Raw genomic sequence first — 12,312 nt, 5'->3', positions numbered from 1 at the left:
TCATGGTTCAGCCCGCCACGTCGATGATGAACAAAGGGCTGCCAAACTCGACCATCTCGCCGTCACCCGGCACGATGGCGATGACCCGGCCGGCGCAATCGGCTTCGATCGGGTTGAGCATTTTCATGGCTTCGACAATGGCCAGGGTCTGGCCCTCCTCGATCAGGTCACCGACCTGCACGAACGGCGGCTTGTCCGGGGCCGGGGCACGGTAGAACAGGCCGACCAGGCTGGAGGTCACGGCATGGCCGCTGGCCGGGGCCGTTGTTGCGGCTGACTCGACGCTGTTGGTTGAAACCGGGCGCGGTTCGGCTGGCTTCAGTTGTTCGATAGGCGCTGCGAGGCGACGGTCAATACGCACCCGGCAGTCGCCTTCGCTGTATTCCAGTTCTGCCAGTTGCGAGCGTTCGGCGATGTCGATCAAACGCTCAATGAATTCAAGTTTCATCTCGATATCCGTTGTGCCAGAGAGGTGGGCTGGGAGGCGCTCAGGCGAATCCCGTGATTGCAATGTCCTGCTGCTCCAGGGTGCGGCGCACGCAGGCGGCGATCTGCACGGCGGCCGGGGTGTCGCTGTGCACGCAGATCGAATCGACCGGGCAGTCGAGCAAGCGTCCCGAGAGCGTCTCGATACCCTGCGCACGCACCATCCGCACCACCCGCGCGGCGGCAAGCTCAGGGTCATGAATGACCGCGCCGGGCAAGGTGCGGGAGACCAGATGGCCTTCTTCGGTGTAGGCCCGGTCGGCGAAAATTTCCGAGCGTGCCGAAAGGCCCATCTCTGCCGCGATTCGGGCCTGATGCCCGAGCGCAATCACCAGGCACACCAGCGTCGGGTCCACTGCCTTGATTGCCCGGCAGACAGCCTGCGCGACACCGGCATCGGTCTGGGTCAGGTTGCCGAGTGCGCCATGGGCCTTGACGTGAGTGATCGGGTGGCCGGCATACGCCGACAACGCCTGGGCGGCGCCGATCTGATAGGCCACCAGCCGTTCGATTTCAGCCAGCGAAAACGCCATGTTGCGGCGCCCGAAGCCCCACAGGTCCGGGAAGCCGGGGTGGGCACCGACGGCCACGCCCTTGTCCTTGGCCATGGCAAAGGTGGCCGCCATGATCTGCGGGTCACCGGCATGAAAACCGCAGGCGACATTGGCCGAACTGACGAGGTCGAGAATCGCCGCATCATGACCCATGGCATAGGCACCGAAGCCTTCACCCATATCGGAATTCAAGTCGACGGTCAGGGCTGTGGTTGACATGAGCATGCTCCGTAGAAAGTCAGGCTGGTCGTGCGCAAACGGGCCAGTTGTTCTTCAAGCTGCCGGTCGGCGGCAAGCGCCGCCGCATGGTCGACTTCGATAAACCGCAGCTGCGAGCCAATCGGCGCCTGCGCGAGGCGCCAGAGGTCGGCGTCGATCACATGGGCGATCTTCGGATACCCCCCGCAGGTGTTGGCATCGGCCAGTTGGATGATCGGCTGGCCTGCGGGCGGCACTTGCACGGTGCCTGGGAGAATCCCGTGGGACAGCAGCTCGCGGGGCTGTTGCAGATGCAACAGTGGCCCCTCAAGGCGCATGCCCATGCGGTTGGTCTGCGGGCTGAGCGTCCAGGGTTGGGAAAAGAACGCCGAGCGCGCCGCCGGCTCGAAGTCGCTGTGCTCGGCGCCGGGCATGACACGAATGGCTATCGGCGTGCCCGGCTCGCCCGGGCCAACGCCAAGCGTTGCGCCAAACGCGGGCCGTGGTGTCGGGCTCGATGCCCCCAACGCCAAGCGATCGCCGCGCAACAGGCCACGGCCTTCGAAACCACCAAAACCACTTTTTAGGTCGGTGGCCTGCGAGCCCATCACCCGCGGCACATCGATTCCACCGGCAACGCACAGGTAGGCCCGCACGCCGCGCCTCGGCGCCTTGAGCACCAGGGTCTGCCCGGCCTTGGCATCGAACACCCAGTCCGGTGGCAGCTCGGCCTTGTCCAGGTGCGCCTGGCAATCGGCGCCGGTCAGGGCCAGGCGGCAGTCACGGTGGATGCGCAGACGAAACGGGAACACGACAATCTCCAGCCCCGCCAATGCGTCGTCGTTGCCCAGCAGCGCATTGCCGCAGGCCAGGGCCAGGCGGTCCATGGCGCCGCTGGTGCTGACGCCGAAGCGGAGAAAACCCGGTCGCCCGGCATCTTGCACGGTATTGAGGGCGCCGGAGCTGAGGATCTCGATCATGCTTCAAGCCCCGCAACCGTAAAGTGAAGGCGGTCGCCCGGGTGCAGCAAGGCGGGTGTCGAGGCAAAGGGATCGAACAGCGCAAGCTCTGTGCGACCGATCACATGCCAGCCCGAAGGCGCGCTGCACGGCATGATCCCGGCCTGGACGCCACCAATGATGACGGCGCCTTGCTCAAGCCGCAGGCGCGGTACTGACCGGCGAGGTGATGCCAGCCGTGGGTCGAGTCCCGACAGGTACGGAAAACCCGCCATCGCGCCCAGGCAGGCGACGCTGTAGACCGCCTGGCTGTGGCGCTGCACGAACTCGTCGCGGCTCAGCCCGGCCTGCTCGGCCAGCAGTGGCAGGTCTTCGCCAACGGCGCCGCCATAGATCACCGGCACCTCGATGTCACGGCCCACCACTTCACTGCCCTCAAGGTTCTGCCAGAGATCCAGCAGCACATCGGCCAGGGCCTTGGACGATACCTTGCCCGGTGTGTAGACCAGCATCAGGTTGTTCATCCCCGGCACCACCTCGGCCACCCCTGGCAGCGCCGAGGCGGCCCGGGCCAGCCCGAGAATGCGCTGCTGCAGCGCCTCGCTGAAACGCTCGGCGGCGACATCGAAGAACAACCCGCGGCTGCCGCTGGTCGTGATGCTGGGCACTGCGTCGTGCTTGCGCATGCGTCACCCTCACTCCGCCACGGGCACGGTGTAGTTGAGGATCAAGCGACCGCCATCGGGATAAATGGTCTGGCCGATGATGTACGACGCATCGTCGCTGGCCAGAAAGGACGCCACGCTGGCCACTTCCGACGCTTCACCGCAACGCCCCATGGGGGTACGCGACAGCACGGTGTGACGCTGGGCCGGGCTGGACATGACGGAATTGAGCACCAGGTCGGTGGCGATGGTGCCCGGCCCGATGGCATTGACGCGAATACCGTGGCGCACCAGGCCGACGGCCATGACTGCCGTCAGTTGCTTGATCCCGCCCTTGGATACGGCATAGGCCACGGAGTTGGGGATGGCCAGTTCCGCGTTGATCGAGGACATGTTGATGATCGAACCCTTGACGCCTTTTTCGATCATCACCCGGGCGGCGGCCTGGCCGATCAGGAACGGCGATTTGAGGTTGACCCGCTGGACGCGGTCAAAAGCCTCTTCGGGAAAATCGACAAAATCAGCGGTGTGGATGATCCCGGCGTTGTTGACGACGATATCGAGCGAGCCGAAGTGATCGACCGCCTTGGCAACGATGGCCCGAGCCATGTCCGAATCGATTTCACTGAAATCGGCCGCGTACCAGGTGGCGCGTTCGCCCAGGCGTTCGGCCTGTGCCCTGACTTTTTCGGCCTGCACATCGACCAGGACCACCTTGGCGCCATCGGCCAGAAAGCGTTCGGCGCAGGCCAGGCCCAGGCCTTGGGCTGCACCGGTCACCAGGGCGACTTTATCTGTGTGTTTCATGCGTTCTCCCACTTGAGTTGGTTGTGGGTTTATCTTGCCGCTGGGCAGGTTGGCTGGCTTGCATTCGCGCCAGCAGTATTTTGCGGTTTTCTGCACACCCCAAGCGTTAACACATACTTGTAGGAGCGGACCTGGCCGCGATGGGCTGCGAAGCAGCCCCTTGGGCCTGTGACATCTGCAAATCAGCTTGCGAATGCCGGCGGTTTCAAAATCGCCGGGGCCGCTACGCAGCCCATCGCGGCCAGGTCCGCTCCTACATCAGCCGCAGATCGTGGGCATCGCGCAGCGACCAGACGGCATTGATCAACGACTGGGCCTGCTCGAAGGTGCGGGCACCGGAGAACGCCACCAGCCGATGGAATTTGTCTTCGAGCTCAGGCCGAGACAGGGTGTTGCCGGGGTCGCCCTTGGGCTCATCGATGGCGGCGGTGAGGGTGCGCCCATCGACCGTGCTGACCACCACCCGCCCCAGCCAACGGCGGGGATAGGCTGAATCCACCTGCGGATCGAGCTCCATGCTGACCCGCTCGCGGAAGGCCTGCACATCCGGGTCAGTCAATGCCAAGGCGTCGAACTCGGTCAAGCCGGCCTTGCCATGCACCGCAATCAGTCCCAGCACCGCGCCCATGGAGAATTTGGCCTGGTGCACGGTTTGCGGCACAGTCACCCGCCCCAGTACATCGATGGCGGCCTGATGCACACGGGTGACCACCCGGGTGATGTGTTCGTGAGTCAGCCGTTCTCGCTGCATCAACGCCAGCAACGCATCGGCGGCCGGATGGGTATGCCGACACGAGGCGTGAAACTTGAACGAGGTTTCGGCCAGCGCCCAGCGCTCACCCAGGCGATCCGACAGCTTGCGGGCATCGGCATCGCTGGACATGCCGGCCGCCATGCCCTGCTCGCCTTCCAGAATATTGTGCGCACCGGTCAAGCCGTCCTGCGTCAGGTAAGCGGCCAATAAGCCATCGGCGGCGGCCTTGGCGGTGTGCAATTGCTTGGAGTCGGCGGCATCGCGCAAAAACTCCCACAGGCCGGCAGCCTGGGTGCCGGCACTGCCGAGCAGGTTGATGAACTGCGCCTGATTGAAGTTGAGCAGCTTGCCCACCGCAACAGCAGCGGCCAACGTGCCGACGGTGGCGGTGGTATGGAAGATTCGATAATGCGAACGGCCGAGGAATTCGCCGATACGGATACCGGCTTCATACCCCGCCACCGATGCCAGCAGCAACTCGCGACCGGACTTGCCCAAGTCCTGTGCCGCGGCCAGCACCGCCGGGAACACCACCGTCGCCGGGTGCAGCACAGAGCTGTTGTGCAGATCGTCCTGCTCGACCAGATGCGAGGCTGCGGCGTTGACCAGCGCAGCAAAGTAGGCGGAGGTACCGGCGCCGTTGACGAGGACGGTGGCAGGCCCCGTGGTCGGTCCCATTTTTGCCGCATAGCGTTCGAACAAGGGGATCGGGTGCAGACCCTGACTGGCCAGGGCCGAACCCAGCCAGTCAAGAAACAGGTCTTCGGTGCGATCCAGCACGCTGGCGGGAATCTGGTCGTAAGCGAGTTCAGCCAGAAATCCGGCCAACGCTTGGGTATCACGCATGTAGGGCTCCTTGGAAGCAGTGCGTCAGGTTGGTCGTATCTTGCCGATGGAGGGCATGGCTGGCTTGAATGGACACCCAGGGAAATATGCGGGTTTTTGCATACCGCAGGCCCTGACCTGACGCGCACCTGTCACTTGAACACGCTCAACTTCTGCTTTGCGTAATACGCGAGCAAGCATCAGTGGCGCAAACCGTTACCGGAATGACCCGTCAGCTGCTGTGCATGAATTCAGTGGGACCGCGGTGATGCCATCGCGGCGGTCCGGCGATCCGGCAAGCCTTGCTCCCACAAAATCAAAAGCGCTCCGTGCGCGCTGATGAAATGTCTTACGCGCCTTGGAGCAATGTTCTGTAGCTTCGCTCAAGGCTCAGGAAATACCCTACGCGCCGTGTCGCCAGCCATGAACTTGTCCATGGGAAGCCATGCCCCTAGGCTTTTGCGGTCGCTGAATGGTCAGCGATCGGGTGTGGTAACCCGGTATGGCTTGGGCTGTCTTTATGGCGGCTGTACGCGGGAGAGCTTCGGCTCTGCCGGTTTGAGCTCTGCCGGTTTACCACCCTGCGTACAGCTGTCACCCACCGTGTGGTAACGAGTGGATTGCGGCCCAGACCTTGAGCTTGCCATGAAAAAAATTGTTCCAGATCCTCCCAGAAAAGTCCTCGCCAAAACCATCAAAACCCCTATCGACAACTGCAACGCCGGCCACCTGCCGCTGCTCGCCGTCCAACCCGGCATCCACGCAGAAGACGCGCTGATCCACACCGTTCTGTACCTGCAAAACGGTATCGACAGCCTCAATAAAGTGATTGAACAAGCCCCCGGCCCCTTCAAGGGCCTGGCGTTGAACAGCCTGCATTCCATGGAAATGGCCAAGGGGGTGGTGGAAGCGGTGTTGGGCGGCATGAAGCGCGGGGATCCCGGTACACGAATGTAGCCACCTTCTGTAGGAGCAAGGCTTGCCTGCGATGGCCTCAACACGGTGAGCCAGATACACCGCGTCGCCTGCATCGCAAGCAAGCTTGGCTCCTACAAAAAGCGATCTATGCCTGTCTGGCGAGGTCTGGCTGTTCCTGCCTCTGCTCGGTCGCCATCCCCCGGGCGCGGCCGACTCCCCATGCCAGGGCCCGGGTCACCGACTCGTGGGGCCTGGAGTCATAGGCTTCCTCGACAAGGGCCATGCCACACGACGCATAAACGCCGATGAACAGCTGGGTCCCCCCCACTCTGGAGAGTCGGACTTGCACGTTGAAATTGGTCCCGTCATCGAGCGTTTCATCATGGGTGTGACAGGGCAGGACCGGATCGGCCCATTTCCAGTAACGTTCACCTCGCTGCCTCATTTGAACCTCCAATGTCATCAATAAGCGACTCAGCTCTTCACCGGCTGGCTGCGGCCATACACATCTTCCAGACGCTCGATGTCGTCTTCGCCCAGGTAACTGCCCGACTGCACCTCGATGATCTCCAGCGGGATCTTGCCGGGGTTGGCCAGGCGATGCACCGAAGCGATCGGGATGTAGGTGGACTGGTTTTCGGTGAGCAGAAAGACCTTCTCGTTGCAGGTCACCTGGGCGGTGCCCGAGACCACGATCCAGTGCTCGGCGCGGTGGTGATGCATTTGCAGCGAGAGCTGCGCACCGGGTTTTACGGTGATGTGCTTGACCTGATGGCGGCTGCCGACGTCCACCGAGTCATAGCCGCCCCAGGGGCGATACACCGCGCAGTGGCTCTGGGTTTCCGAGCGGCCCTGGGCATCGAGCACATTGACCAGCTTTTTCACGTCCTGGACGGCATCACGGTGCGCCACCATGATTGCATCCTTGGTCTCGACCACCACCACATCGTCCATTCCCAACAGGGTGACCAGCTTGCTGCTGCCATGCACGAAGCAGTTACGGCTGTTGTGGCTGACCACGTCGCCCTTGAGGACATTGCCGTCGATATCCTTGTCATGCACATCCCACAGCGCTGACCAGCATCCCACATCGCTCCAGCCGGCACTGAGCGGCACCACCCAGGCGCGCTGGGTGCGCTCCATCACGGCGTAGTCGATGGACTTGTCCGGGCAGCACTCGAAGGTGGCCCGATCAATGTTGACCACGCCGTCGATGCCGCGGCTGCGCTCCAGGGCGAGCACGCAATTGTCGTACATGTCCGGTTCGTGGTTGCGCAGTTCCTCCAGATAACGGCTGGCGCGGAACAGGAACATCCCGCTGTTCCAGAAGTAGTCGCCAGACTGGACAAAATCGCTGGCGGTGGCCAGGTCAGGTTTCTCGATAAACTGCTCGACCTTGAACAAGCGGGCCGTGCCATCGCCCTGGGCGGCCTTGATGTAGCCAAAGCCGGTTTCCGCACGCACAGCAGGAATGCCGAACAGCACCATGTCGCCACGCAGTGCCTGCTCTTGCGCCAGTGCCATGGATTCGCGCAAGGCCTCGACGTCGCTGATCACGTGGTCGGCCGGCAACACCAGCAGCAGCTCGTCACGACCCTCGGCAATCAGTTTCAGGGCGGCCAGCGCCACCGCCGGCGCGGTATTGCGACCAAAGGGTTCGAGCAGTGTCGCCTGGGGTGTACAGCCAATGGCCGCCAGTTGCTCGGCGACGATAAAACGGTGCTCCTGGTTACACACCACAATCGGCTTGCCGATGCCGTCGAACGCCAGGCGTTTCAGGGTTTGCTGAAACAGCGAGCCCTCACCCGCCAGGCTCAGGAACTGTTTGGGAAACAGCTTGCGCGACAACGGCCACAACCGTGAGCCACTGCCGCCGGACAAAATCACTGGAATCATCGCGCCTTCCTCTCACACCGTTATCGAACGATATGAAGGCTCTTCGCAGTGCGAAGGACTGCCCTTCTCTTTTTCCAACACTACCCTGTTGAAATCGCATGGGGTCAATCCTTGGGGCCAGCGAACAGCTGTGTAATGTCACCGCCCAGGCGGTAGGTCTTCATCGGCTCGGCCGATTGGCGCCAGCGGTTGGTTTGCGCCGAGCAGTTGTAGAGCGCGCAGTAGGGTTCGAGCCAGGCAAATTTGCCGTCCTCGTCGAGGTCTTCCATTTTTTGCTTGTAGCCGGTCTTGCGCTCGAAGGTGCCCGGGTCCTTGATACCCTCCTCTATTCGCCCCGCCAGTCGGCGCATGGCGCCCTGGTTTTCTTCACGCAGGTCGACGCCGTTGGCCTGGGCAAACGCCGCGATCATCATCAAAGGCCCCATGGCGTAGTTGTGATAGGCCAGTGCCCGGGTATCGCGCCCCAGTTCGTTGGGCAGATAGCCGTCGGCATTGACCTGGGAAGCACCAAAGCGGAACTGCGCCACCGACCAGTCGAACAAGTCGCGGCGATCGACCACCACCGAGGCGGCCATCACGGCCCAGGCGGCCCAGTACTGGTGATTGTTGAGGCGGTCCCGCGGTTGATCGCGCCAGTCGACCACCACCTGATCGGCGACCTGGCCGAGCCAGGCCTCGATTGGCCGGGTCTGCGCCTCGCGGCCTTGCAGTGGCCGGGAACGCGAATACTTGAGCCGCAGGTAAGCCGACGACACGCTGCCCAGCGCCCATTTGCGCATCGATTTGCCGGTATGGGTGTAGGTGGTGCTCAGCAGTGCCTGGGCCTTGGCCCAGCTGTCCAGCCAGGTCAGGGTGCAATCCACATAGCCCGGGCGACCGAGGCGCAAATAAGCGGCCACCTGTTTGTTGACGCCCTTCTCAAGCTCATTGATGTCGGCCGACAGCTGCTTGTAGCGCTTGTAGGAGTCGGCGTTGAATTTATCGCGGGCCTTGCCCGAGCCCTCGTATTTGCTGGGGATCAACAGATCGCCGGTATAGGGTTTGGGGGTTTCCGGACAGCGCTCTGCGTCGCCTTGCTTGACCGTCGCCTCGGCGTAATAGCCCTCGGGCGGGCGCAACTGCGCCACGGCCGGTGCCGTCAGGAGAAAGGCCGCGCCGAAGGCCGCCCAGTGTGAATGTCGCATCAGTGACCCTCCGCCTGCGCCGTGCGCAGGGATGGCGCTTGCGGGGTGGCCGGCTTGGCACACAAGCGGGCCGAGAGTCCCGTGGAGGCAGTCCCGGGTGGCGGTTGCACATCCATGGAAAGAAACGTGAGCTCATCCCAGTCCGCATCGGCACGCAGTTCGAACGCGAAGCGACCGCGGGTATCGACTGTCGGCGGGCGACTGAGGCTGATGTTTTCCTGGCGCCCGTTCATGAACGTCAGTGTGGCGCTCATCAGGTGCACCGTGGGGTCGGCAAACTGCAGATCGACCTGATAGCGATCGCCCTTGATCGGATGCACCGCGCCGCCACTGCCGTTGAACAACACCTGGCGACGCCCGCCTTGAAGCGTCACCTGGCCTCTGAGCAGCGGCGCCTGGCCATCGCAACCATCGCTCAGCGCGGCCATCGCCTGCCGGTAGAAACTGGCCTTGCGCAGGCTGTCGAGGTTGTCGGTTTCCCACACCAGCACTGCCGGTGGGCGGGCCTGGAAGGTATCGCTGAGCAGGTAAGCAATCAGCGAATCGTCGTAACCGCCGCCGGCCACGCTCAGGTTAGTGACCGGTGTTTGCAGGTACTGCTCCAGGAAGCCGGCAAAGTTGAAGGCATCACCGCTGGCGCTGGTGCCGATCAATGCAACTCGCGGGGCCGGTTTGGCGCTCCCCTCGGCCAGGGTCTGGTAACGGGTCACGAATTGCGCTGCATAGCCATTGCCGCAGATCTGTGCAGCGGCTTTGTGCAAGTTGCCCGAGCGCCCGAGCAGCCCCACCGGCCGGCTGACGAAGGCCTGCTGCGGCAACGCCTTGAGCGCATTACTGCCCTTGAGCGCCTGCGCCACCAGGCGCGCGCTGCGTTCGGCGCCGTAGGGCGTCCAGTTATGATCGCCCTTGAAGTAGAACGGCTGGTCGGCTGGCGAGGGGGCTTGCAGCAGCGTGCCAAAGTCGGGAACCACAACCCGCAAGTCACGTACCCGCGCCAGGGTTTGCAGGTAGTTGTCCCGCGCCGTGGCCTGGTCGAAGGTGGCCAGCGCCGCCGGCGTCAGGCGGTCAGCGTGCAGCAGGCCGCGACTGGGGGGCAACACCAGCACCAGCTCGACGCCGCGCTGGGCCAGCCCGTCGCGCAGTCGCTTGAGGGCCTTGTAGCCGATCTCATCAAGGCCGAAATCGGTGCGCAAATCGCTTTGGGTACGAAACAGCCATTGGTCTTTGGTTTGCACCAGCGTCGCAAAGTTCTTGAGCCCCAGCGGCTCGTAAAGTGTCGCCTGCGCCGCTTGCGGACACAGCTGGCAACAGGCTTCGACGCTGTATTCAGGCTGCGCCGCCGGGGCCCATGCGGGCGCGGACAACAGGCACAACGCGGCAAATCCCTGAAGAGTGTTCATCGGCAGGCTCCTCATAATTTCATCGGCACAATCAGCGCCGCTTCATGGCGGTTCAGAAGGATACGTATCAAGTCGCCCTGCACCTCCCCCAGCAAACCAGAGAATGAAAGACCGTCCTGTTTCTGTGGCGCCAGAAAGGTCAGGTCATAGAGTTCCAGGCGCGACGGCGAAAACACGGTGATAGGGCTTGAACCGTTGCCGATCAATTTGCCGCCGACCACGGTCAGTGACAGCTTGGCTTCGAAGGGGTCTTCATGGAGGTTACGGTCGGTGCCGCGCAGGTCTTTGATATGGCCGTAGATGCCGGTCAGGACATTGGCCATCAGCTCGTTTTCATAAAGCTTCACGCGGGTGCTGTTACGCACGCGAATGCCATGCCGGTCGTTGTTGACCGCGCGGTTGCGCCAGAGCAGGTTGTTGCCGCTTTCATAGAGGGTGATGCCGTCGGAGCGGTTTTTGTAGGCCTCGTTGTAGGCCACCAGGTTGTTGACACTGGAGCGGTCCAGCACGATGCCTGACAGGCCATTTTCGTAGGCACGGTTGTGGATGATCCAGCTGTCGTTGACCTCCCGTGAAACGATGATGCCGTGCTTCTTGCGGGTGCCGAAGGCGTCGTTGTGGGCAATGATCAAACGCCGAGAGCGGTCGTGAGGGTCAATGCCGTAGACGATGTTGTCGCGGTACCTGTTGCCGAGGATCACCACGTCGTCGGCCTCGTAGCAATAGAAGCCGTACCAGTTGTCGACGAATTCGGAATTGATCAGCCAGCCGGTCGGCCGCTTGCGCTTCATCTTCGGTGCCATGCTGGGGCTGTACTGGGAAATACTCACCCCATAGCTCTTGCTCGCGGTGTAGCCGAAGCTGGTGATGGTGCTGTTGACGATGTAGGTCTGGGTGCCACCCCAGGACACCAGGAAGGGCCGGAAAACGCCCTCCTTCTTGTACCAGGCCGGGCTGTTGTTCTTCTCGCTCCAGGCGCTGACCTTGGTGTCGGTGATAAACAGCTTGCCGTCATTGACCAGAAACGAGCCGCCTTCCTGGGACAGGCGCAACTCCTTGACCGACTTGTCGACGTGCAGGGTCGCGCCGGGGCGTATCACGATCGGCAAGCGGGCCAGGAACACCCCCGGCGCCGTTTCGCGCAACGCCGTCGGCGGCAGGCTGCGCGCCAGTTGCGAAAGGTTCATGTAGCCACGGTCGATAAAGATCGCCACCGGCATCCGTTTCTGGCGCACCACCCATTCCTTGATGCGCTCCTTGCCGCCGATGAACTCATCGAGCATCTGCTCCTTGAGCATCGGCTGGATCAAGGCACGCCCCGCAGGCTTATAGACGATCTTCGCCATCGCGGCCTCGGCCGTGTAGCCCGACAGGTCGGGCATCTTGGGTTCTTTGATCAGCAAGGATTTGCCAGGCGCCTCGCTGATGGTATAGCGCGGCAGTGAAACGCCTTGCGCCGCACTGACCGCTTGGGCCTGCCCCCAGAGTAGCGTGGCGAGCAACAGCCCTATCTTGACGACACTGTCCATAAGCCTCACTCATCAAATTGAACGCAACTTATCGGTACAAAGGCCACACCCTGAACGACACCCCGCCCCCTGTAGGAGCCGGCGGTCCGGCGTTCCGGCTCGCCCGCGATTTCAGACGCCGCGGTGGGTCAGGAAGA

General features: G+C 62.8%; 12 protein-coding genes. 1 reads left to right on the top strand and 11 read right to left on the bottom strand.

The features are described from left to right. Positions 1 to 7: 7 nt before the first annotated feature. From accB to GUY40_RS07795, 6 genes are all read right to left on the bottom strand, one after another. Positions 8 to 448 carry an acetyl-CoA carboxylase biotin carboxyl carrier protein gene (gene accB, locus GUY40_RS07820; RefSeq protein WP_166568379.1) on the bottom strand — a complete coding sequence of 147 codons (441 nt, stop codon included), beginning with the start codon at positions 446 to 448 and terminating at the stop codon, positions 8 to 10. A 40-nt stretch (positions 449 to 488) separates the two neighbouring features. After that, positions 489 to 1,259, bottom strand: coding sequence for a LamB/YcsF family protein (locus GUY40_RS07815; protein ID WP_166568378.1), 771 nt, complete (start codon positions 1,257 to 1,259; stop codon positions 489 to 491). Continuing rightward, positions 1,241 to 2,218, bottom strand: coding sequence for a biotin-dependent carboxyltransferase family protein (locus GUY40_RS07810; RefSeq protein ID WP_166568377.1), 978 nt, complete (start codon positions 2,216 to 2,218; stop codon positions 1,241 to 1,243). Before GUY40_RS07810 ends, GUY40_RS07815 begins: the two co-directional genes overlap by 19 nt. Continuing rightward, positions 2,215 to 2,883: a 5-oxoprolinase subunit PxpB gene (pxpB, locus tag GUY40_RS07805; protein WP_166568376.1), complete on the bottom strand. Its 669-nt coding sequence runs from the start codon at positions 2,881 to 2,883 to the stop codon at positions 2,215 to 2,217. The genes GUY40_RS07810 and pxpB overlap by 4 nt, the downstream gene beginning before the upstream one ends. Before the next feature lie 9 nt (positions 2,884 to 2,892). Next, positions 2,893 to 3,669, bottom strand: coding sequence for an SDR family NAD(P)-dependent oxidoreductase (locus GUY40_RS07800; RefSeq protein ID WP_166568375.1), 777 nt, complete (start codon positions 3,667 to 3,669; stop codon positions 2,893 to 2,895). 253 nt (positions 3,670 to 3,922) lie between these two features. Then, positions 3,923 to 5,269 carry an MmgE/PrpD family protein gene (locus GUY40_RS07795; RefSeq protein ID WP_166568374.1) on the bottom strand — a complete coding sequence of 449 codons (1,347 nt, stop codon included), beginning with the start codon at positions 5,267 to 5,269 and terminating at the stop codon, positions 3,923 to 3,925. Between the two features lie 624 nt (positions 5,270 to 5,893). Here GUY40_RS07795 and GUY40_RS07790 point away from each other — a divergent pair. Then, positions 5,894 to 6,205, top strand: a complete 312-nt coding sequence (locus GUY40_RS07790; RefSeq protein ID WP_166568373.1) for a hypothetical protein — start codon at positions 5,894 to 5,896, stop codon at positions 6,203 to 6,205. A gap of 106 nt (positions 6,206 to 6,311) precedes the next feature. Here GUY40_RS07790 and GUY40_RS28205 read toward each other — a convergent pair whose 3' ends face one another. The 5 genes from GUY40_RS28205 to algG all read right to left on the bottom strand — a co-directional run bounded on the left by GUY40_RS28205 (position 6,312) and on the right by algG (position 12,175). After that, the gene (locus GUY40_RS28205; protein ID WP_256675667.1) at positions 6,312 to 6,611 is read right to left on the bottom strand and encodes a hypothetical protein; all 300 of its coding nucleotides are present in this window, start codon (positions 6,609 to 6,611) and stop codon (positions 6,312 to 6,314) included. Between the two features lie 29 nt (positions 6,612 to 6,640). Continuing rightward, positions 6,641 to 8,062: a mannose-1-phosphate guanylyltransferase/mannose-6-phosphate isomerase gene (locus tag GUY40_RS07785; protein ID WP_166568372.1), complete on the bottom strand. Its 1,422-nt coding sequence runs from the start codon at positions 8,060 to 8,062 to the stop codon at positions 6,641 to 6,643. 104 nt (positions 8,063 to 8,166) lie between these two features. After that, positions 8,167 to 9,246 carry a mannuronate-specific alginate lyase gene (locus GUY40_RS07780; protein WP_166568371.1) on the bottom strand — a complete coding sequence of 360 codons (1,080 nt, stop codon included), beginning with the start codon at positions 9,244 to 9,246 and terminating at the stop codon, positions 8,167 to 8,169. Beyond that, positions 9,246 to 10,646, bottom strand: a complete 1,401-nt coding sequence (locus tag GUY40_RS07775; protein ID WP_166568370.1) for an alginate biosynthesis protein AlgX — start codon at positions 10,644 to 10,646, stop codon at positions 9,246 to 9,248. The genes GUY40_RS07780 and GUY40_RS07775 overlap by 1 nt, the downstream gene beginning before the upstream one ends. A gap of 11 nt (positions 10,647 to 10,657) precedes the next feature. Continuing rightward, entirely contained in the window at positions 10,658 to 12,175 is a 1,518-nt protein-coding gene (algG, locus tag GUY40_RS07770) for a mannuronan 5-epimerase AlgG (RefSeq protein ID WP_166568369.1), read from the bottom strand. Between the last annotated feature and the right edge of the window lie 137 nt (positions 12,176 to 12,312).

The organism is Pseudomonas sp. R5(2019) (assembly GCF_009905435.1).
GTDB lineage: Bacteria > Pseudomonadota > Gammaproteobacteria > Pseudomonadales > Pseudomonadaceae > Aquipseudomonas.
This window is presented reverse-complemented; position numbering and strand designations above follow the sequence as displayed.

What these genes read in the sequence shown, in the direction of transcription:
- accB (WP_166568379.1), bottom strand. Translation starts at nt 448, where the DNA reads ATGAAACTTGAATTCATTGAGCGTTTGATCGACATCGCCGAACGCTCG.
- GUY40_RS07815 (WP_166568378.1), bottom strand. Translation starts at nt 1,259, where the DNA reads ATGTCAACCACAGCCCTGACCGTCGACTTGAATTCCGATATGGGTGAA.
- GUY40_RS07810 (WP_166568377.1), bottom strand. Translation starts at nt 2,218, where the DNA reads ATGATCGAGATCCTCAGCTCCGGCGCCCTCAATACCGTGCAAGATGCC.
- pxpB (WP_166568376.1), bottom strand. Translation starts at nt 2,883, where the DNA reads ATGCGCAAGCACGACGCAGTGCCCAGCATCACGACCAGCGGCAGCCGC.
- GUY40_RS07800 (WP_166568375.1), bottom strand. Translation starts at nt 3,669, where the DNA reads ATGAAACACACAGATAAAGTCGCCCTGGTGACCGGTGCAGCCCAAGGC.
- GUY40_RS07795 (WP_166568374.1), bottom strand. Translation starts at nt 5,269, where the DNA reads ATGCGTGATACCCAAGCGTTGGCCGGATTTCTGGCTGAACTCGCTTAC.
- GUY40_RS07790 (WP_166568373.1), top strand. Translation starts at nt 5,894, where the DNA reads ATGAAAAAAATTGTTCCAGATCCTCCCAGAAAAGTCCTCGCCAAAACC.
- GUY40_RS28205 (WP_256675667.1), bottom strand. Translation starts at nt 6,611, where the DNA reads ATGAGGCAGCGAGGTGAACGTTACTGGAAATGGGCCGATCCGGTCCTG.
- GUY40_RS07785 (WP_166568372.1), bottom strand. Translation starts at nt 8,062, where the DNA reads ATGATTCCAGTGATTTTGTCCGGCGGCAGTGGCTCACGGTTGTGGCCG.
- GUY40_RS07780 (WP_166568371.1), bottom strand. Translation starts at nt 9,246, where the DNA reads ATGCGACATTCACACTGGGCGGCCTTCGGCGCGGCCTTTCTCCTGACG.
- GUY40_RS07775 (WP_166568370.1), bottom strand. Translation starts at nt 10,646, where the DNA reads ATGAACACTCTTCAGGGATTTGCCGCGTTGTGCCTGTTGTCCGCGCCC.
- algG (WP_166568369.1), bottom strand. Translation starts at nt 12,175, where the DNA reads ATGGACAGTGTCGTCAAGATAGGGCTGTTGCTCGCCACGCTACTCTGG.